Source organism: Sphingobacterium sp. 2149 (genome assembly GCF_031455655.1).
Taxonomy (GTDB): Bacteria; Bacteroidota; Bacteroidia; order Sphingobacteriales; family Sphingobacteriaceae; genus Sphingobacterium.
Genome location: NZ_JAVDTD010000002.1, coordinates 256,828 through 275,464, shown reverse-complemented (window position 1 = coordinate 275,464; position 18,637 = coordinate 256,828). Strand labels below are relative to the sequence as shown.

At 47.6% G+C, this 18,637-nt stretch carries 18 protein-coding genes; 17 read left to right on the top strand and 1 reads right to left on the bottom strand.

The window, feature by feature from the left end; genetic code table 11:
• Positions 1 to 35 precede the first annotated feature (35 nt).
• On the bottom strand, positions 36 to 164 hold the full coding sequence (locus J2X77_RS03480; RefSeq protein ID WP_310079105.1) for a hypothetical protein: 129 nt from the start codon (positions 162 to 164) through the stop codon (positions 36 to 38).
• 594 nt (positions 165 to 758) lie between these two features.
• Here J2X77_RS03480 and J2X77_RS03475 point away from each other — a divergent pair.
• The 17 genes from J2X77_RS03475 (at position 759) to J2X77_RS03395 (ending at position 18,635) form a co-directional block, all read left to right on the top strand.
• Positions 759 to 1,343 carry a helix-turn-helix domain-containing protein gene (locus J2X77_RS03475; protein ID WP_310079102.1) on the top strand — a complete coding sequence of 195 codons (585 nt, stop codon included), beginning with the start codon at positions 759 to 761 and terminating at the stop codon, positions 1,341 to 1,343.
• Positions 1,344 to 2,001: 658 nt separating this feature from the next.
• Positions 2,002 to 3,201: an OmpA family protein gene (locus J2X77_RS03470; RefSeq protein WP_310079100.1), complete on the top strand. Its 1,200-nt coding sequence runs from the start codon at positions 2,002 to 2,004 to the stop codon at positions 3,199 to 3,201.
• A 30-nt stretch (positions 3,202 to 3,231) separates the two neighbouring features.
• Positions 3,232 to 3,783, top strand: coding sequence for a thioredoxin-like domain-containing protein (locus J2X77_RS03465; protein ID WP_310079097.1), 552 nt, complete (start codon positions 3,232 to 3,234; stop codon positions 3,781 to 3,783).
• A 6-nt stretch (positions 3,784 to 3,789) separates the two neighbouring features.
• Positions 3,790 to 4,938: an MraY family glycosyltransferase gene (locus tag J2X77_RS03460; RefSeq protein ID WP_310079094.1), complete on the top strand. Its 1,149-nt coding sequence runs from the start codon at positions 3,790 to 3,792 to the stop codon at positions 4,936 to 4,938.
• Between the two features lie 16 nt (positions 4,939 to 4,954).
• The gene (locus tag J2X77_RS03455; RefSeq protein ID WP_310079093.1) at positions 4,955 to 5,956 is read left to right on the top strand and encodes an NAD-dependent epimerase/dehydratase family protein; all 1,002 of its coding nucleotides are present in this window, start codon (positions 4,955 to 4,957) and stop codon (positions 5,954 to 5,956) included.
• On the top strand, positions 5,943 to 6,830 hold the full coding sequence (locus J2X77_RS03450) for a polysaccharide pyruvyl transferase family protein (protein WP_310079091.1): 888 nt from the start codon (positions 5,943 to 5,945) through the stop codon (positions 6,828 to 6,830). Before J2X77_RS03455 ends, J2X77_RS03450 begins: the two co-directional genes overlap by 14 nt.
• Positions 6,831 to 6,843: 13 nt before the next feature.
• Entirely contained in the window at positions 6,844 to 8,301 is a 1,458-nt protein-coding gene (locus tag J2X77_RS03445) for a lipopolysaccharide biosynthesis protein (protein WP_310079088.1), read from the top strand.
• Between the two features lie 19 nt (positions 8,302 to 8,320).
• A complete protein-coding gene (locus J2X77_RS03440) occupies positions 8,321 to 9,256 on the top strand; it encodes a capsular polysaccharide synthesis protein (RefSeq protein WP_310079086.1) in 936 nt (311 codons plus the stop codon).
• Position 9,257: 1 nt separating this feature from the next.
• Positions 9,258 to 10,163: a beta-1,6-N-acetylglucosaminyltransferase gene (locus tag J2X77_RS03435; RefSeq protein ID WP_310079084.1), complete on the top strand. Its 906-nt coding sequence runs from the start codon at positions 9,258 to 9,260 to the stop codon at positions 10,161 to 10,163.
• A complete protein-coding gene (locus tag J2X77_RS03430) occupies positions 10,160 to 11,038 on the top strand; it encodes an SP_1767 family glycosyltransferase (RefSeq protein ID WP_310079081.1) in 879 nt (292 codons plus the stop codon). The genes J2X77_RS03435 and J2X77_RS03430 overlap by 4 nt, the downstream gene beginning before the upstream one ends.
• Complete coding sequence (locus J2X77_RS03425; protein ID WP_310079079.1) at positions 11,001 to 12,056, top strand: glycosyltransferase family 2 protein; 1,056 nt, start codon at positions 11,001 to 11,003, stop codon at positions 12,054 to 12,056. The genes J2X77_RS03430 and J2X77_RS03425 overlap by 38 nt, the downstream gene beginning before the upstream one ends.
• A 4-nt stretch (positions 12,057 to 12,060) precedes the next feature.
• A complete protein-coding gene (locus tag J2X77_RS03420) occupies positions 12,061 to 13,353 on the top strand; it encodes a hypothetical protein (protein WP_310079077.1) in 1,293 nt (430 codons plus the stop codon).
• Positions 13,319 to 14,458, top strand: a complete 1,140-nt coding sequence (locus tag J2X77_RS03415) for a glycosyltransferase family 4 protein (RefSeq protein ID WP_310079075.1) — start codon at positions 13,319 to 13,321, stop codon at positions 14,456 to 14,458. Before J2X77_RS03420 ends, J2X77_RS03415 begins: the two co-directional genes overlap by 35 nt.
• Entirely contained in the window at positions 14,455 to 15,561 is a 1,107-nt protein-coding gene (locus J2X77_RS03410) for a glycosyltransferase family 1 protein (protein WP_310079073.1), read from the top strand. Before J2X77_RS03415 ends, J2X77_RS03410 begins: the two co-directional genes overlap by 4 nt.
• Positions 15,562 to 15,596: 35 nt before the next feature.
• Positions 15,597 to 16,706 carry a glycosyltransferase gene (locus tag J2X77_RS03405; RefSeq protein WP_310079071.1) on the top strand — a complete coding sequence of 370 codons (1,110 nt, stop codon included), beginning with the start codon at positions 15,597 to 15,599 and terminating at the stop codon, positions 16,704 to 16,706.
• Entirely contained in the window at positions 16,693 to 17,784 is a 1,092-nt protein-coding gene (locus J2X77_RS03400) for a nucleotidyltransferase family protein (RefSeq protein ID WP_310079069.1), read from the top strand. The genes J2X77_RS03405 and J2X77_RS03400 overlap by 14 nt, the downstream gene beginning before the upstream one ends.
• A 56-nt stretch (positions 17,785 to 17,840) precedes the next feature.
• Complete coding sequence (locus J2X77_RS03395; RefSeq protein WP_310079067.1) at positions 17,841 to 18,635, top strand: polysaccharide biosynthesis/export family protein; 795 nt, start codon at positions 17,841 to 17,843, stop codon at positions 18,633 to 18,635.
• Positions 18,636 to 18,637: the final 2 nt, after the last annotated feature.

Below are 18,637 nucleotides of genomic sequence, written 5' to 3'. Positions count from 1 at the left end.
TGTTGCTCTTATCAGTCCAGTCCTCGGCTGTAGGGTTATTTGCTGTGGTGAGCTTCCAGGATTGATCGTTCCTGTTGAAGTCGCTGCAAAGCTCCTTTCCTGTCAATCACCAAAATAAACAGAAAAGTAGTTTTGTAACGTTTACGTGTTAGTTTTCTTTTCATTTATTAAAAATTTAAAATGATCGTTAGCTTATCGCTCTGTATTAAAATGGCCGTTATTGTTTCGAAAGTATTAATATATCTCTTGAATCAATTGTTAATCAATGCTTTTAATTTTTTTGATAACTGATCGGCTACAAGTTGTAGCGGGACAACTACAATATGAGGGATAGCTGCCATCTATCTTTAAAAATGAATTTAACAGTTCTTTAATCTTTCAATTACATTTTCTTCTTGGGTAATATGGTTAAGGAATATATCGTTTAGCATAGCGACTAACTAGCCGATTTGGGCAGACAAAATCCTTTTGTTCGCTTTATAAATTAATCCATTTACATGATAGACAAGAAAAAGGCGTGTAAATAAAGATTAGACGTCTTAGCTCGCGTTGACCGTAAGTGGTAGAACTCTTTTTTGTAGCTATTCAGCTACAGCATAGTAGCGTATCTACTACAAGATTACCTGTAAATAAAAAAATCTATGCTGGTATTTCTTATTTAGTGCAAATTAGTGTCGTCTATATTATTTTGATTGCCCTTATGCAGCTAGTTAAGGTCATTCAATGCTACTAATCAGGAGCCAAATTGACGTCAACGCATGAACTTGAAAATGGATTATAATGACCTATTTACGCTGATCAACTGTATTCTCTCGGTTGTGAACTTACTGTTATTGCTATTTTTTGTATTACGGTACAGGCAATCGCGGAAAAGCGCACAGGTGATTGCCTTGCCATTAGATGATGATATAAGGATTGAAAATAACGACGGAGAAGAGACTATCTGTTCAAAAGATGAGCTGAAGTGTGCAGATGTGCTGATGAGTAAAATAACGGAGGATCGTTTGGTAGAGCAGTTTGAAAGGGCTCAAGCGGCCCGATTTTTCTTAAAAAAGGGCGTTTCTCTACAAGATTTGGCAGATCTGCTCGGTACTAATCAACGTTATGCATCTTATATTTTAAATCGCCATGTTGGATTGGATTTCAATAATTATATCCAACAGGCGCGAATAGAATATTTAATAAATAGTGTAGAACTGAACCCAGATCTGCTTAACGTGAAATTTTCTGTCTTAGCTGAAAAGGCCGGTTTTTCAAGTATCAGCAAATTCTCCTCTGTATTCAAAGCGGTAAAAGGTATCCCCCCTTCTGAATATTTTCAACGCTTACGGATGACCCTTTGATTGTTATCTTCTTCCTTTATACAATTTCTATTTTTATCTCTGGATAAGAAAGTGTCTATTAGATTTCTATTCGATACTCTAGGCTACCGTACACTTTACAATCAACATTAACCCTCGCTCACATCCTTTTTAGGTCATATTCTCAGGCTTCTATCTCCTATTGGTATTGTGTACCCAGCCGATTGCTGTGAATTTCATGATATGATACAGCATTACTGACTACATCCTTGCATTTTATTGAATTCTTTTTAATTCCTGCTTTATTGTTCGTTTTAAATTTCTCTATTATAAAATAACGCACTTACCGAGAAGTCGTGCATACGCTATGTTTTTAACTTTTGTAGTGTAAGCACTACATCTTTAGTAAGTTACATTTTTTTTAAAGTCACCTTTACTTATCATTTGTAGAAATTTGATTTCCATTAAAGGAAAATGTGTTTTTTTTATCCTCAAATTACCATTCCGAATCTCTTTAATCTACCGTTAGATCATGCTTTCCTTTAAATTAAAGCCTATACGCTTTATTTTTTCGGAAAATGGAAAGTCTCAGGTATACATCCCAATAGTATACCCAAAGTTTGTTTTATCCAATTTTGTTGAAGCTAACAAAGCAATATTATCAACTATCATTCAACAACAATTTTGACCGATCATGATTTTGAAAAAGACACTTTTACTACTTACAGCTGTAGCAGGAGCCCAGGTTGCCCTGGCACAGCAAATTGATGTAAAGCCAGATACAGTCGTTTCCGTATCTAAAGATCGCTATCGAACCGAGAGCAACCGCTTTTGGGACAACTGGTTTATCAATGCCGGCGCAGGTGCCCAGATTTATTTTGGTGACCACGATAAGCAGATGAAATTTTCCGAACGCCTTACCCCAAGCTTTGAATTTAACCTAGGAAGGTGGTTTAGTCCCGGCATAGGTGTGCGTGCAGGTGTTACAGGGTTTAAAGTCAAAGGATTGACCCAGAATGGAAGCCACTCTACCGGGGTACAGTATACAGGTAAACCCTGGGATGGTTACTGGCTATACAATCAGGAGTTTAACTATTACCACATCCATGGGGACGTATTGTTCAATCTATCCAATATTTTTTCGGGCTATAAAAAAGATCGTTTTTATACCATCAGTCCTTATGCTGGCTTGGGTTGGATGGTCACGAATGACGCTCCATCGCAGAAAGAATTAAGTGCCAATATCGGTATCTACAACAGTTTTCGTTTGGGCGATGCGGTGGATCTAACGTTCGATGTACGCGGAGCGATGGTCAACGATCGCTTCGATGGTGAAACGGGAAACCGGAAGCAGGATGGTAATTTAAGTGCGGCGCTCGGGCTGACATATAAATTCAAAAAACGGGGCTGGGAAAAACCAAGTTCTGTCGTGATCAGCTACAGTGATGCGCTATTGAACAGTTTACGCGAAAAGGTACAACAGCTTGCTGAAGACAATGAAGCGTTAAAAGCACAATTGGCTTCAGCCCAAGGTAAAACGATTACCGACATTCGGGTAGAAGAAAAAATATTGGCAGCACCTATCCTGGTGACCTTCCCGATCAATCAAAGCACCGTCAGCAATGAGGCGCGTGTTAACTTGGGCTTCTTTGCTAAAGTGATCCAAGCCGGCAATATAGACATTACCTATAAAGTAACGGGCTATGCCGATAAAGGAACCGGTACCAAAGCCATCAACGATCGTCTGAGCCGTGAGCGCGCCCAGGCTATTTATGATGTATTGGTGAAAGAGTTTCATGTATCGCCGCAGCAGCTTGAGCTGGCTTATAAAGGCGGAGTCGACAATATGTATTATGATGATCCTCGTCTTAGCCGTGCAGTCATTACCATCGCTAAATAATCTGTCACTTAAGTAGCCACCCACGATCAAATGAAGTCCATTTATTTATATCTCGCTTGTCTGCTGTCAATTTCCTTGTTCGCCTGTCAGGGCAATGGCCGTTATCCTGATGCGCAACAGGGAAAATTGATTGCATCAGCATCCGCGTATGAATTTATAGACATTGATGGTACCCGGCATCTGTTGAAGGATATGAAGGGGGCGTACAAAATCTTGGTTTTTTATGACTCCGAGGCGGAGGAAAGCCTCAGGTTGATTGCCGCCATGAAACAATCTGTGCCTTTGGCAAAAGGGATTGCATCGGGCAAGGTCAATGTGGTGGCCATCTGCGTTAACGGCGATTTAAGCCAATGGAATACCTACCGAAAGCATATTCCTTCGCAGTGGATCAACGGGTTCGATCTGAAAGGGGAGAGCGGGGTAGAATCCTACTTTATTCTGCCATCGTTTCCGAGGCTCGTGTTATTGAACGATGCCAACGAGGAGGTGAAAACAGCGGTGGGATTGGATGCGCTTATTCCATTCCTAGAAAAGTCAATATACCCTAGGCATGGAGCGAAAATTTTACAACAACTAGATTAGATTACCATGAACAGTTTGGATTTGATGAAGTATGGCACTGTACTATTGCCTTTTCTTTGTGCGATGTTCTTGAGCTGGGGGATGCTCCCCTATATCTTACTGATTTCCTACCGGAAGCGTCTGTTTGATCCGGTCGATTCCCGCAAACTCCACCAGCATATTGTCCCGAGACTCGGTGGTGTTGCTTTCGCCCCCATTCAATGCTGCATCCTGGTCATTACTTTTGTCAGTTTATACAAACTGAATATTGGCAATATCGATCTTCAGGTGGCGTCGTGGATTATCCTGCCGAGTATGGCCTTGCTGGTCTGCGGTCTTGTGATCTTATTTATGATCGGTATTGGAGACGACCTGATCGGGGTGAGTTACAAATGGAAATTTGTCGCCCAGATTATGGTGGGTTGCCTGTTGCCCCTGAGTGGTGTATGGATCAATGACCTGTATGGACTGGGCTTCGTTATTGGTATCCCAGCCTGGCTGGGTATGCCGCTTACGGTATTTGTCGTGGTGCTGATTATCAATGCTATTAATCTGATTGACGGCATCGACGGTCTCTGTTCGGGCGTGGTAACGATCGGTTTGGCTGTTTTAGGCGCCTTGTTCGCTTATTATGGCGCCTGGTTGCATGCCATTTTCGCTTTTATCACGGTCGCCGTGTTGCTTCCATTTTTTTATCTCAATGTCTTTGGGACGACACGCCGGCGGCGGCGCATCTTTATGGGCGATACCGGAAGTATGACACTCGGTTTTTCCATTGCTTTCCTGGTGGTCAGTTTTTCCATGAATAACCATTTTATCAAACCCTTTTCGGATGGTGCTATTGTGGTCGCTTTTTCCACCCTCATTGTGCCGGTGCTGGATGTGGCCCGGGTCATGTTTGTGCGCTGGCGCATCGGCAAGCCAATTTTTAAACCCGATCGCAATCACCTGCACCACAAGTTGCTGCGGGCAGGATTGAGCCGGCATAGTGCCCTGCTCTTTATCCTGCTGATGACACTGCTGTTTTGCCTCTTTAATATCATGGCTGTACGGTACGTCAGCAACAACCTGGTTGTGCTGGTCGATCTGCTCTTCTGGGGGGGCTTTCATTACCTGTTCAACTTACTGGAAAAAAGACAGCTCATCGCCAGACTGCAATTATTTATCAATCTATAACAAGTAAACACTCGAGATGAAAATAGCTTTAATTGGAGGATCCGGTTTTGTAGGAACAAGACTGACCGACCTCTTGCTCCATACCACAGCTCACGAAGTCGTGATTATCGATAAAGTCATCAGTGAAAGATATCCGCAGTTGTCCCGTATCGGGAATGTGCTGGATCGGGATACGCTGTGTGATCTGCTCCGAGGGGTAGACCAGGTGGTACTTCTGGCCGCAGAGCACCGGGATGACGTTACTCCCATAGCCAAATATTACGAGGTCAACGTCAACGGGATGGAAAATACATTGTACGCCATGCAGGCCAATGCGATCACACGTATTGTTTTTACGAGCTCTGTTGCTGTGTATGGACTGGGGAAAGAAAATCCGAATGAAACGACGGCGGTAGCGCCCTTCAACCACTATGGAAAGAGTAAGCTACAGGCCGAGCACGTGTTGGAAAAGTGGCACGCTGCCCATGCCAACTGGAACATCCAGATCATCCGGCCCACGGTCATTTTCGGTGAGGGCAACCGGGGCAATGTCTATAACCTGTTGCAACAGATTGCTTCGGGTAAATTTATGATGATCGGCAAAGGAGACAACCAAAAGTCAATGTCCTACATCGGCAATATTGTGGCATTTATTGCCTACCTGATTGCCGACCAGTCAACCGGATACAATTTGTACAATTACGGTGATAAGCCCGATCTGACCACCAACGATCTGGTGTATTATACCGGCAAAGTACTTGGTAAACCTATTCCTACACTGCGGATACCCTATTCGCTTGGCCTCTTGGGCGGTTACGCTTTTGATGCCCTTGCTTTTATCCTCCGCCGCAAATTGGCGATCAGCTCCGTTCGGGTCCGCAAATTTTGCGCTGTTACGCAGTATGATTCTTCAAAGGCCCTAGCGACCGGATTCCAACCTCCTTTTGCGTTGCAGCAGGGGCTTCGCCGTACGCTAGAAAGCGATTTTTTAGCCTATATAAAAGTTAATAATCAGTTCGCGAGCTATGAAAACGGTTAATCTGATCTACTGGGATGGAAAGAATTTTGGCGATGCACTCAGTCCTCGTTTGATCGAAGAGCTGACAGGTCTTCCCGTGCAATATAAAAGCTGGAATCCTTCTGCGATTGACCGATTGAAAAAACTGAGCATGCAACTTATCCGTTTTCGCTTTTCGGCGTGTCGCGGCATTCTTTGGCCTTCACAGGATTCTTTGATTGCGGTGGGATCTGTTATCCGCTGGGGAAATCGTAAATCGTCGGTTTGGGGTGCAGGGTTTATGAATGCCGACGATCCATTTGGAGTTGGACGCGTGTATGCCGTCCGCGGCAAATATACCAGTCAGAAGCTGGAGGCCATGGGGTATCCGCGCTGCGATACCTTCGGTGACCCGGCGGTGTTGCTTCCGCTCTGGATTCGGGGTAAGGAAAAGAAGACCAAGCAGCTCGGTGTGATTCCGCATTGGAAAGAGGTCGATGCTTTTCGCGAAAAGTTTGGAACCGATATCAATCTAATCGATTTTCGGACGGTCGATGTGGAACGTATTATCGACGAGATTACAGACTGCGCGTATATCCTTTCCTCTTCTTTGCATGGGCTGATTGTTGCCCACGCCTATGGGATACCGGCATTGTGGATCAAAATGGGCTATATCGATACCGACGGATTTAAGTTTGACGATTATTTTAGTTCCGTTGATATCCCTTCCTACAATGGATTTGATCAGCTGGATGACATTTTGACCAGCGAATCGGGTTGGAGGAGCTTGTTTGCGTCCCATTGGGAAAAAGCACACTGTCAGGTAGATCTTAGCGCGCTGCAGCGCCGGCTTTTAGCGGCTTTCCCCCTTCCTTTAAAACCAAAGTACCAGGCGCTGACCAAGCAACTGGCTTAATGACCGATTTCACATGGAGCTAAAGAAACAAGTCGCAACGGGAGCAATCTGGGTATTTATGGATCAATTTGGCGTACAGCTGGTGTCCTTTGTGGTCAACTTGGTGTTGGCCCGCTTGCTGATGCCGGCAGATTTTGGGACGATAGCACTGTTTAATGTGGTGATCAATATATGCTCCGTTTTGATCAACGGCGGAATGAGCAGTAGCCTCGTACGGACGCAATCGGTAGACGAACGCGATCTGTCCACCGTTTTTTGGTTCAATATGGCAACGACAGCCTTATTGTACCTGCTTGTATTTATTGCAGCTCCCTGGATAGGTCAGTTTTATCAGTTACCCATTTTGGGCCCCATCATTCGGGTCTATAGTATTGTGCTCATCATCGACAGCTTTGTGCATGTACAGGCCGTGCTATTTGATAAGAAACTGGATTTTAAAACCACCTTCAAGGTGCGTTTACCCTCGGTCATTGTGGGTGGGTTGGCAGGTATTGGCTTTGCGCTGGCCGGAATGGGGGTGTGGTCATTGGTCTATTCAGCCTTGCTGCAAAATCTGCTGTATACCCTGCAGTATTGGTTTTACAGCGAATGGCGGCCTACCTTTACATTTGACCGCGATAAATTTAACACGCATTTTGCTTTTGGTATCCGGCTGACCCTCTCTGCGCTGCTCAACGTTATTTTCAATAATGTGTATTCCATTGTCATCGGCAAACGATTTTCGGAAACAACCTTGGGCTACTATAACCGGGCCGAGTCGCTGAAAAATCTACCGATCAACAATATTTCGACCGCATTGAACAAGGTAACGTACCCCTTGTTTGCCAAGTTCAGCAACGACGATCAGCAGTTGCGCCATGCCTACCGGCGTGTGCTCAAGCTGGTTATCTTTATTATTGCCCCTACGATCTCGCTGATGGTCATTGCGGCCGAACCCATTATCAGGCTCTTGCTCGGTGCAAAATGGCTACCTGCGGTCCCTTATTTTCAGCTGATGGCCTTGGGAGCCCTCTTTCAGCCCATTCACAACTACAATCTCAACGTATTGCAGGTCAAAGGACGTTCAGACCTTTATCTCAAGCTCGAAATCATTAAAAAGATCTGCATTGTCGTTGCTGTGGTGGTGGGGTTGCGGTATGGCGTTTATGGTTTAATATGGGGGCAGGTGGCCGTGTCTGTGGCCTCCCTCTTTATCAATACCCACTACACGGCCAGGTTTCTTGATTACTCGATGCGCCAGCAGCTGTATGATCTGCTGCCCAGTATATTCCTATCGTGCGCCCTTGGCTGCGCAGTCTGGTGGGGCACCACACTGCTGCCCTATGAGCTCACGGACGGGATGGAAGCCTTCCTGCTTTTCTCCAGTTATATCGTGGCATTTGCAACGGTATGCTGGCTCATTCAATTGGAGGAATACCGTTTTTTTTGCGGCATACTCCGCAGTGTATGGAAAAAACGAATTAAGATTTAACTACTAGCGCACCTATATCATGAAGAAGTCGATCGTAAAAACAGCCTGGAGCATGCTCCGTGAACAGAAGATCTTGCGAAAACACCGCAAGGTGGCTGCTTTCTGGAATCAGATGATCGCGCGGGAAGCGGCCGGGCAGCTCGAACATTTTCCACTTCGGGCCAAGATGGACCTCCCTGCCAATAAAGTGATCTGGCAATATTGGGGACAAGGTATACAGCCCGACCGCCTGCCGGATGTCGTCAAGCTCTGCTTTCAGTCGGTGGATACCTACCGGGGTGACTACACCGTCATTCGGGTAGACGATAATACGTTGCCACAGTACCTCGATATACCCGATTTTATAGGGTCAAAACGGAAGGCAGATATCATCAGCCGGACATTTTTTTCGGATATCATCCGTCTGGCGCTGCTGCAGGTTTATGGCGGTGTGTGGCTCGACGCCACGATTCTATTGACGGATGAGTTGCCCGCCGAGTTTTGTGAACAGGACTATTTCGTGTACCAGCGGGACGCGCAGGAACCGTACACCGATTATTGGAAAAATAGTTATGCCTACTATTGGGGCTGGCACGAAGATCATCAAGTGAAGATGCTCAACAGTATTATTTTCGCCAAGAAAGGGCATGCACTGCTCGGTCAGCTGTGTCAGCTGCTTTTCAATTACTGGAAAGCTGCAGACGGGGCACTCGACTATTTTTTCTTTCAGATTCTGCACGAGCAGCTGCTGCCCGCTGGAAAATCGGCAGGTGAGGGCCTCCATGTGAGTGATGTTTACCCCCATCTCTTGCAGACCAAGCTGTCGGGCGGCAATTACCCAATGGCCTATCCGGATATTTTTTTGCGGACCAGCCTGCACAAGCTAACGTATTTCCCCGAAGATACCATCGCTCAACTCCAGCAGATTCTGCGCCAGACTAAAACGGCAGCGCCCGCTAGAAAGGAGGATAGTTAATATGGACAGCTTAAAACACGCTTACCTTATTTTGGCGCATAACGAGTTTGATGTCCTCCAAAAATTGGTGCACTGCTTAGACGATAAGCGCAACGATATCTACATCCATTTTGATCAAAAGGTAGCGCAATTGCCCGAGCTCAGCACGCAACATGCACGGCTTTGTGTATTGCACGCACGTGTTGATGTGCATTGGGGCGATGTTTCTGTGGTGGCAGCAGAATATCGGCTTTTTGAAACCGCGGCTGCACAGCAGCAGTATGCTTACTACCATGTATTGTCGGGCGTAGATCTTCCGCTCAAAAGTCAGGATGAGATTCATGCTTTTTTTGCGGCACATCAGGGGCAGGAGTTCATCGGTTTCCAAAAGGGTAACTGCGACAAGGAGATCGACCGAAAAGTACGGCGGATCCATTTTTATCCAAACCGATTTAGAGCCGGCAAGGGTCTTTCTGCCTACTGGTACCGGGCTGCGCGTGCCTTCAGTTTGCGCTTGCAGGGACTGTTTGGCCTATACCGCAACCAAGATGTGATCTTCAAAAAAGGTACCCAATGGGTCAGCGTGACCGATGCATTTGTCCGTTATCTCCTGACCCACAAAAGTGCAGTGCTCAAGATGTATCAACATACCTTCTGTAGCGACGAAATCTTTATCCAGACCCTTTGCTGGAACTCCCGTTTTCGGTTGAAGCGGCACCATACCAACAGCGAATATCACGATTGCCAACGGATGATCGGCTGGCATAAGGGCGAACTGATTGAATGGACCGACGCCGACTTTGATCGCCTGATTGCTTCCGATCTGCTATTTGCCCGCAAGTTTAGCGGAAAGAACATGGCGCTCGTGGATCGGATGGTCGAACGGGTATGTGGTAAACAGACTTCAAATTCAACTGTAGTACAATGAATATAATAAGACGTTGCTATTTGACCATTCGGTATCGCCTGTTCAGGTTGCTATTGCCTTTTCCAAAGATTCACACCCCTATGGAGACTTTGGATAAGCTGCTCCAGTCCAACCTTTCGATGGCCCGATTTGGCGATGGCGAATTTCATATGATCAATCAGACCGAGCACCTGGGTTTTCAGGATATGGACGACGAGCTCTCGCAGCGTCTCCGTGCTATTCTGAGCAGCAACAGTGCGGTATGCATGATCTGCATCCCTTATGGCCTGCGTTCGGTACAACATCTCAATGCGCAGGGAAGTTTTTTCTGGCGGCAGTTTGTGGTGTTTCATTACCGAAAATATATCCCTTACTTCAATTACTCGAGGCCCTATTACGATGCTTGTGTGACACGGCCTTATATGGATTGGCAGGATAAATCGCATTGCGGTAGCTTCTTTTCGAAGCTTAAGCAACTCTGGCAAGACAAGCGCATTTTAATTGTCGAAGGTGAGATGAGCCGCCTGGGCGTGGGCAACGACCTGTTTTCAGGGGCATCGGCTATCGGCCGTATTATTACCCTGTCGCAGCAAGCCTTTAGCTGTTACGATGCCTTGCTACTGGAAACGGAGCGCGTAGGCAGAGCCTATGACCTGGTGCTGCTGGCACTTGGCCCCACGGCTACGGTGCTTGCTTATGATCTTTCGCACTTGGGGTTACGCGCGCTGGATATTGGGCATGTGGATATCGAATACGAATGGTTCCTGCAGCGTGCTTCCAAAAAAGTAGCTATCCCCGGCAAATATGTCAATGAGGTCAAGGATGGAAACACGCAGCATGACCGGGCAGATCAACGGTATGAGCAAGAGATTGTTAGCCGAATTTTTACACCCTAATGTATCCAACACGCATATGATGAAAATTTTACCCTTAGTCAGCATTATCACACCCGTCTATAACGCACAGGACACCCTCGAACGCACGTTACTGTCTTTACGCCGGCAGACCTACGGGCATATCGAATTTATCTGTGTAGACGATGCCAGTAGCGACCTCAGTTTGGCGATGCTCAAGGTTTTTGCCCATGCTGTGGACGGTCGAGAGGGGTTTACAGCCAAAATTATTTCCCATCCGCAAAACAAAGGCGTGTCTGCAGCCCGTAATACGGGGTTGGATCATGCTTCGGGCGAGTTTATTCTATATGTCGATGCCGATGACAGCCTGGAGACCGATGCGGTAGAAAGTTGTGTGCAAGAAGCCTTGCGTACTGGAGCGGACATTGTATACTTTCAGTGGTGCCTTGCTTTTCAAAACAGCGAGCGTACCATGCAGCAGCCCACATGTGCAACTCCTTTGGAAGCCATACAGGCCATGCTGGCGGGGCGTATGCGCTGGAATCTGTGGTTATTTATGGTGCGTCGATCGCTTTATGAGGCGTATTCCATCCGCTTTATACCCGGAGCCAATATGGGCGAAGACCTCTTGGTTACGCTAAAATTATTTGTCCATGCCGCGCACATCTGTTTGCTGGACCGCGTATTGTATCATTACCGGCAGGATAATACCGGCTCGATCAGCAAAACGTTCTCCACACAGCATATGCGCGAAGTGGAAACCAATATCGGCGAGATTGAGCGCTACCTTGGGGCAAGTCAGTATGCATCGGCTATCGGGCCTGGAATCGACTTTCTCAAATTGACGATCAAATTGCCTTTGCTGGTGACGGGGCAAAAATCAGATTATATCCGCTGGACCAACTGGTTTAGCAGTTCCGACCGCTATATCCTGCAAAACCGCTCGGCGTCGCTGCATACACGCCTCTTACAATGGTTTGCCTCCAAACGGCAATATTGGGCAGTACGGATGTATCATCTGCTGTTGCTACGGGTTTTCTATGGTATCATCTATAAATAGCGCTATGATAAAAGGATTACTGATTTTTTTTGTTGGCCTGTTGGTCAGCGGCTATTTCTTCTCGTTCGGTTTTACATTTCTACCGCCCAGTGTCAATACCAAAATTATTTTGGCCGGTATTGGTGCACCCTTGCTGTTTGTGCAACTGTTTCGCGCCCAACGGGTCGAAATTAGCCGGCCACTGTTTTCGGCGACTGGCTTAGCTCTCGTTTTTTCGCTGGTCTGTTACATTGCTACCGATGTCAACCGCACCGATGACTTTGCCTATGCTACCTACTACCTCAGTTTTGCGATATGGCTTCTTGCGGGTTATACCGTCGTTATGGCCATCCGTCAGGTGCATGGCTATATCAATTTTCATATCCTCACGTATTATCTCGCGGCTGTTTGTCTGGCGCAGTGTATACTGGCCTTATGGATCGATAGCTCGCCGGGGGTGCAGTCGCTGGTCGATCGCTATATCGAGCAGGGGCAGGCTTTCGCGCAGGAGGTAGACCGCCTGTATGGCATCGGTGCTTCCCTCGATAATGCCGGGGTGCGGTTCTCGATCGTTTTGATCATGCTTTCCGCGCTGTTTACACGAGACCTGTTTCAGAAAAAGCCCCTATTGCTGACGGCCCTTTTATTGATTGTTTTCTTTGCCATCTTTATTCTGGGCAATATTATGGCGCGGACCACGTCCATTGGCGGGGTGATGGGGCTGCTGGCGATGTTTTTTTCCACGGGGCTATTCCACCGTATTATCCGGATAGAGTTTGTCCGTTTTTTTACCGTTCTTACTATTCTGCTGCTGGTGGCTATTCTGATCTCCATGTACTTCTATGCGCACAATGAGCTTTTCCGGGGATATATGCGCTTTGCTTTCGAAGGCTTCTTCAATTATTACGAGACGGGGGAGTTTCGAACCGATTCGACCGACAAACTGAGCATGAACATGTGGGTATGGCCCACAGATACCCGCACCTGGCTCATCGGTACCGGTCTTTTTGACGGGTGGATCTTTAACACCGACATTGGCTATTGCCGCTTTATACTCTATTGTGGCCTAATTGGATTTAGTGTCTTTGCCGGTTTTTTTATTTTTCATGGATTGTCATTCCTGTCGAGGTACCGCCAATATAAGCTGTTGTTTCTGTCTTTATTTGCCTTCTCGTTTGTCATCTGGTTTAAAGTCTCTACCGATATATTTCTGATTTATGCCCTGTTTTATTGCGTCGAAGGCGTGCAGGGCGCTTTGTTTACTTCCAAATCTACTGTCGAAAATGAAAATAGTCTATTGCATCTTGGGAACATATAATGCTGGCGGCATGGAACGCGTATTGGCCAATAAGGCCAACTACCTGGCACGGATGGGGCATGAACTGACTGTTGTAACGACAGACCAAAAAGCACGTGCACCTCATTTTGAACTCGATCCTTTGATCTGTCAGGTAGACCTTGCGATCAATTATACCGACGATGCGGGACTGGGCATTTTTCGTAAAATACTTTCCTATAAGCGTCGGCAGCGTATCCATCGGGAGCGGCTTGAAGCACTTCTTATGCCCGTGAAGGCCGATATTGTCATTTCCATGTTTGATCACGATGTCAGTTTTCTGCACGACATCACCGATGGGAGCAAGAAAGTCCTTGAAATTCACTTTTCAAGATTTAAACGGCTGCAATACGATCGCAAAGGACTCTGGAAATTAGTCAATACCTGGCGCAGTGGCCATGATCTGGCCTTGGCCAAAAAATACGATCGTTTTGTGGTGCTCACCCATGAAGACCTGACCTATTGGAAGGGATTGAAAAATAGTGTCGTTATCCCCAACGCCAATACCTTTTCGTTACCCCGGCGGGCAGCGCTTACCGAGAAACGCGCTATTGCTGTGGGTCGGTTTGATTATCAGAAAGGATTTGACCAGCTGATCGCGATCTGGAAGGATATTCAAGCGCGCTGTTCCGACTGGAAGCTCGATATCTATGGGCAGGGTCCCTTGAAAGCCGATATGTTGGCCCAGATCCATGCTTTGGGATTGGACGGGCAGATTGCACTCCACGCGCCGGTCAAGCACATTATGGACGCGTATATGCACAGCTCATTAGTCTTGATGAGTTCGCGCTACGAGGGGTTGCCCATGACACTGCTGGAGGCTCAGGCCTGCGGTCTGCCCATGGTCGCCTACGCCTGCAAATGTGGGCCCCGAGATATCATTAAACCCGGCAAGAATGGCTATTTAATTGCCGAAGGCGATCGTGCAGATTTTGCCAATAAGGCCTGCCGGCTGATGGAAAAAGGTGCGCTCCGGCAGCAGATGGGCCAGGCAGCATGGGAAATGGCCGAAAATTTCGATGCGGAACGTATTATGCGCCAATGGCTCTTATTGTTTGAGCGCTTAGTGAAAGGAGATAGGCGATGAGCAAAACGATCGTTATTTCTGCCGTCAATCTGGTGGAGGCAGGCCCATTGGCCATCCTCAAGCAATGTTTGGCTTGCCTTTCTGTGCTGGCTCAGTCGGGCGACTACCGTGTTATTGCACTTGTATACAAGCGTTCACTGGCCGATTTCCCGCATATCGAATATATCGAAACGCAGTGGCCCAAAAAACGCTGGGTCAACCGCCTCTATTATGAATATGTGTCCATGCGCTCGATATCAAAAGAGATCGGTCCCGTTTACCTTTGGTTTTCGCTGCACGATACCAGTCCGTCGGTGATTGCCGAGCGCCGGGCCGTATACTGCCATAATGCATTTCCTTTTTATCGCTGGAAGGCGCACGATCTATTTTTTGCACCCAAGATCGCGTTGCTTGCGCTCTTCAGTACGTATATCTACAAGCCCAATATTCGGCGCAATAATTATCTGGTGGTGCAGCAGCATTGGTTGCGCAAAGCCTTTCATCGGCTGTTTGCAGTGCCTACGGCTCACATTATTGTTGCCCCACCCGAGATGGCGAACAAGCAGGTTGCGGTTTCCCAAAAAGAGGAAGCGCCGGGCGGTTTCACCTTTGTATTTGCCGGGTCGCCCAATAGTCACAAAAATTTTGAGGTGATCTGCCGGGCAGCAGCACTGCTTGAGCAGCAGGACACGGTGCCCTTTAAAGTTCATCTTACGGTGAAGGGCGATGAAAATGCATACGCCCAGTGGCTGCACCGCAGGTGGGGACATCTGCAATCCCTGCATTTTATGGGCTTTGTGAGCCGCACGCAGCTCGAAGATTACTATGCCGGCAGCGACTGTCTGATTTTTCCATCAAAGGCCGAGTCCTGGGGACTGCCCATTACCGAGTTTTCCGCTTATGACAAGCCGATGCTTTTAGCCGATTTACCCTATGCACACGACACGGCGGCAGGGAGTAAATGCGTGTCATTCTTTGATCCCGACGATCCGAAGGCTTTAGCAACACAAATGGGTGCACTGATGCGCGGCGACCGGTCTTTTTTGAAGGCTGTGGCTAAGGAACCATTGGACCAACCCTTTGCGCTAAACTGGACGGATCTCTTTCATACGCTTTTAAAATAATAGCTATTCATAAACTGTTAAACGCAAAAAAATTGATGAGAATATTACAACTTGGAAAATTTTATCCCATACGCGGCGGTGTAGAGAAAGTGATGTACGACCTGATGCTCGGTTTATCCGAGGGCGGCGTATGCTGTGATATGCTTTGCGCATCGACCGAAGATCATCCTGCCGCCGAAATACAGGTAAATCCCTATGCGCGGTTATTTGTTGTGCATACCTCCGTTAAAATTGCAGGCACCATGTTGGCTCCGGCAATGATCGCCAAACTCAGGAATATTGCTGGGCAATATGATATCATTCACATTCACCATCCCGATCCGATGGCCAGTCTGGCGCTTTACCTGTCGGGCTATCGGGGGCGGGTTGTGTTGCATTGGCATTCGGATATTTTAAAACAAAAGAACCTGCTCAAACTGTATAAGCCCTTACAAAGCTGGCTGATCAACCGTGCCGAACAGATTGTGGGTACCACCCCCGTTTATGTCGAGCAGTCGCCCTTTTTACAACAGGTAAAGGCCAAAATCGACTTTATTCCCATCGGTGTCAACCCGATAGGCTACGACGGGGCAGCCGTTGCAGCACTCAAAAGCCGCTATCCGGGCAAGACCATTATCTTTTCCCTGGGTCGGCTGGTGGAGTACAAAGGCTATGCTTACCTCATCCAGGCGATGCAGCAGCTGGATGCGCGTTTTCACTTGATCATTGGTGGTAAGGGGCCGTTGGAGGAGCAGCTTCATCAGCTTATCGCGGACCTCAACCTGCAGGACCGTGTCAGTATGGTTGGCTTTGTGTCTGATGATGACATTCCGACCTATTTTGGCGCTGCCGATATCTTTTGCCTGAGTTCCATCTGGAAAACCGAGGCTTTTGCCATTGTGCAGATCGAGGCCATGTCTTGCGGCAAACCCATTGTGTCGACCGCAATACCGGGCTCCGGTGTCAGCTGGGTCAACCAAGATCAGGTATCGGGACTCGTCGTTGCCCCCGAAAATGCAACAGCGCTGGCTGCAGCCATTCAGCAGATCGGCACCGATTCGTGGTGTTATCAAACCTATGCCGAGGGGGGACGGAAGAGGTATCTAGCAAATTTTACACGCGAGAAAATGATCGCAAAATGTAGGAGGATTTATGAAAAATACTAAAATTCAAGCGGCCTTCTTGTTCCTCTTGCGCAGCGGACTGTGGGGCAAGAAGCAGCAACATAACGAAAAGCAATTCTTTCCCTTATCCGATGCGGAGTGGAGCGGGCTCTATCGCCGGGCGAACGAGCAGACCGTCCAAGGGATTGTTTACGACGGACTTTTGTGCCTAGACAAGGACCATTTGCCGCCGCGTCAGCTGCAGATCAAATGGTCGGTGCAGATTGACCGGATCGAACGGAGCCATCGCCGTACCAATAGCCAGATTGCCGAGCAGTATGCCTTTTTCAAAAAGCGTAAACTCAGGCCACTGCTGTTGAAGGGGCAGGGCGTCGCGGAGAGCTACCGATTTCCCGAGCATCGCGTCTGTGGCGATATCGACTGGTATTTTGAAACCACGCGCCAGTGTACCCTGGCGGGCCTCCATCTCATCAAAAACCGCATCCCTCGCGTCCATGTTGGCGGGCAGGTGTATCGTTGGACAGCGAGTGAAATGGATCTGCATGACCGGCTTTTCGATCTCCACAATCCTTTTTGCAAGCGATTGTTGAACCAGTACAGGAAGGATTTCCCGGATACCACCCTGTCTATATCAGGGCAGGATGTCGCCGTGTTGGCGCCACAGGTTCAAGTTGTACAGGTGACGGCGCATATTCTCAAGCATTCCCTGGCTTTTGGCATTGGGCTTCGTCAATTCTGCGACCTGGCATCACTTTATCACCGTTACCGGCACCTGCTGGACGGCGTGCGGTTAGAGCAGCTTTACCGCAGGATCGGCCTGTTGCGCTGGATTGCTCCGGTGCATCAGTTTTTGGTCAATGAGCTTGGCTTGGCAAAAGACAAACTTCCGTTTACCAGCCCTGCTGGCGGCTCCGGAATGGATATCCTTCAGGAAGTGTGGCAGAGCGGCAACTTCGGTTTTTATGATGAAGCTTATGTACAACGTATTGACGGTACTTTTTTGGGGCGTAAAGGACGTACCGAAGCCATACTGCGACGTATTGTCCGCTATTTTCCCTACGTTCCGAAAGAAGCTTTCTGGTTCCCGATTATTCATTTTTTAAACCGACTCGGCGCATAATCCAATTTAGAAGCCGCGTACGGCATATGCATATAAAAACAAACGATTATTACGATATGAAAAGACAAATTTTAGCAATGATTTTACTTGGTGTTAGCCTACTGAGTTCGTGCATGTCACCCAAGAAAGTGGTCTATGTCAATGACATGGTACCCAATATAGCCTACCGGGCGCTGGAAGTACCGATGTTAAAATTACAGCAGAGCGATCGGCTTAGCATTTCCGTGAGTGCGAAAAATCCTGAGCTCGCCGCACCTTTCAATGTGATGGGCGGTAGCTACACGGTTGTAGAGAAAGAAAATAGCTTGAGTGGCGGCTCGGCCGGTAGCGGCGGTCCAAGTTACCTCATTGATCAGCAGGGCAATATTACCTTTCCGATCCTGGGCAACCTGCACCTCGAAGGGTTGACGCTGGAGCAGGTCCGCGATCTGCTGTCCCAGCGCTTGTCCGACGGTGGCTATATCAAAGATGCCATTGTGAAAGTCGAACTGCTCAATCTTAAGGTTAACGTCATGGGCGAAGTCAACCGTGTAGGCATTATCGATGTGCCCGACTCCCGTATCAATTTGCTTGAAGCCATTTCCAAAGCTGGCGGGCTCACCCGCAATGCTGCTTCAGACCGTGTAACGGTGATTCGGGAAGAAAATGGCGTCCGAAAAAAGATGCTGACCAATGTGGGGTCGCAGGATATTTTTGATTCCCCGGCCTACTACCTGCAGCAAAATGATATCGTGTATGTAGAGCCTATCGCTGCGGAGAATACACCGCGCGAAGATCGGAGCTGGCGCTTCACCACCATTGCTACAGGTATCGTTACCGTGATCTTGACCGCCATAAACCTGCTTAAATAGTC

Bases quoted from the DNA above. Each gene is read 5' to 3' on its own strand.
- J2X77_RS03475 (WP_310079102.1), top strand. From the start codon at position 759: ATGAACTTGAAAATGGATTATAATGACCTATTTACGCTGATCAACTGT.
- J2X77_RS03450 (WP_310079091.1), top strand. From the start codon at position 5,943: ATGAAAACGGTTAATCTGATCTACTGGGATGGAAAGAATTTTGGCGAT.
- J2X77_RS03460 (WP_310079094.1), top strand. From the start codon at position 3,790: ATGAACAGTTTGGATTTGATGAAGTATGGCACTGTACTATTGCCTTTT.
- J2X77_RS03445 (WP_310079088.1), top strand. From the start codon at position 6,844: ATGGAGCTAAAGAAACAAGTCGCAACGGGAGCAATCTGGGTATTTATG.
- J2X77_RS03425 (WP_310079079.1), top strand. From the start codon at position 11,001: ATGAGCAAGAGATTGTTAGCCGAATTTTTACACCCTAATGTATCCAAC.
- J2X77_RS03440 (WP_310079086.1), top strand. From the start codon at position 8,321: ATGAAGAAGTCGATCGTAAAAACAGCCTGGAGCATGCTCCGTGAACAG.
- J2X77_RS03455 (WP_310079093.1), top strand. From the start codon at position 4,955: ATGAAAATAGCTTTAATTGGAGGATCCGGTTTTGTAGGAACAAGACTG.
- J2X77_RS03400 (WP_310079069.1), top strand. From the start codon at position 16,693: ATGAAAAATACTAAAATTCAAGCGGCCTTCTTGTTCCTCTTGCGCAGC.
- J2X77_RS03435 (WP_310079084.1), top strand. From the start codon at position 9,258: ATGGACAGCTTAAAACACGCTTACCTTATTTTGGCGCATAACGAGTTT.
- J2X77_RS03420 (WP_310079077.1), top strand. From the start codon at position 12,061: ATGATAAAAGGATTACTGATTTTTTTTGTTGGCCTGTTGGTCAGCGGC.
- J2X77_RS03410 (WP_310079073.1), top strand. From the start codon at position 14,455: ATGAGCAAAACGATCGTTATTTCTGCCGTCAATCTGGTGGAGGCAGGC.
- J2X77_RS03415 (WP_310079075.1), top strand. From the start codon at position 13,319: ATGAAAATAGTCTATTGCATCTTGGGAACATATAATGCTGGCGGCATG.
- J2X77_RS03405 (WP_310079071.1), top strand. From the start codon at position 15,597: ATGAGAATATTACAACTTGGAAAATTTTATCCCATACGCGGCGGTGTA.
- J2X77_RS03480 (WP_310079105.1), bottom strand. From the start codon at position 164: ATGAAAAGAAAACTAACACGTAAACGTTACAAAACTACTTTTCTGTTT.
- J2X77_RS03465 (WP_310079097.1), top strand. From the start codon at position 3,232: ATGAAGTCCATTTATTTATATCTCGCTTGTCTGCTGTCAATTTCCTTG.
- J2X77_RS03395 (WP_310079067.1), top strand. From the start codon at position 17,841: ATGAAAAGACAAATTTTAGCAATGATTTTACTTGGTGTTAGCCTACTG.
- J2X77_RS03430 (WP_310079081.1), top strand. From the start codon at position 10,160: ATGAATATAATAAGACGTTGCTATTTGACCATTCGGTATCGCCTGTTC.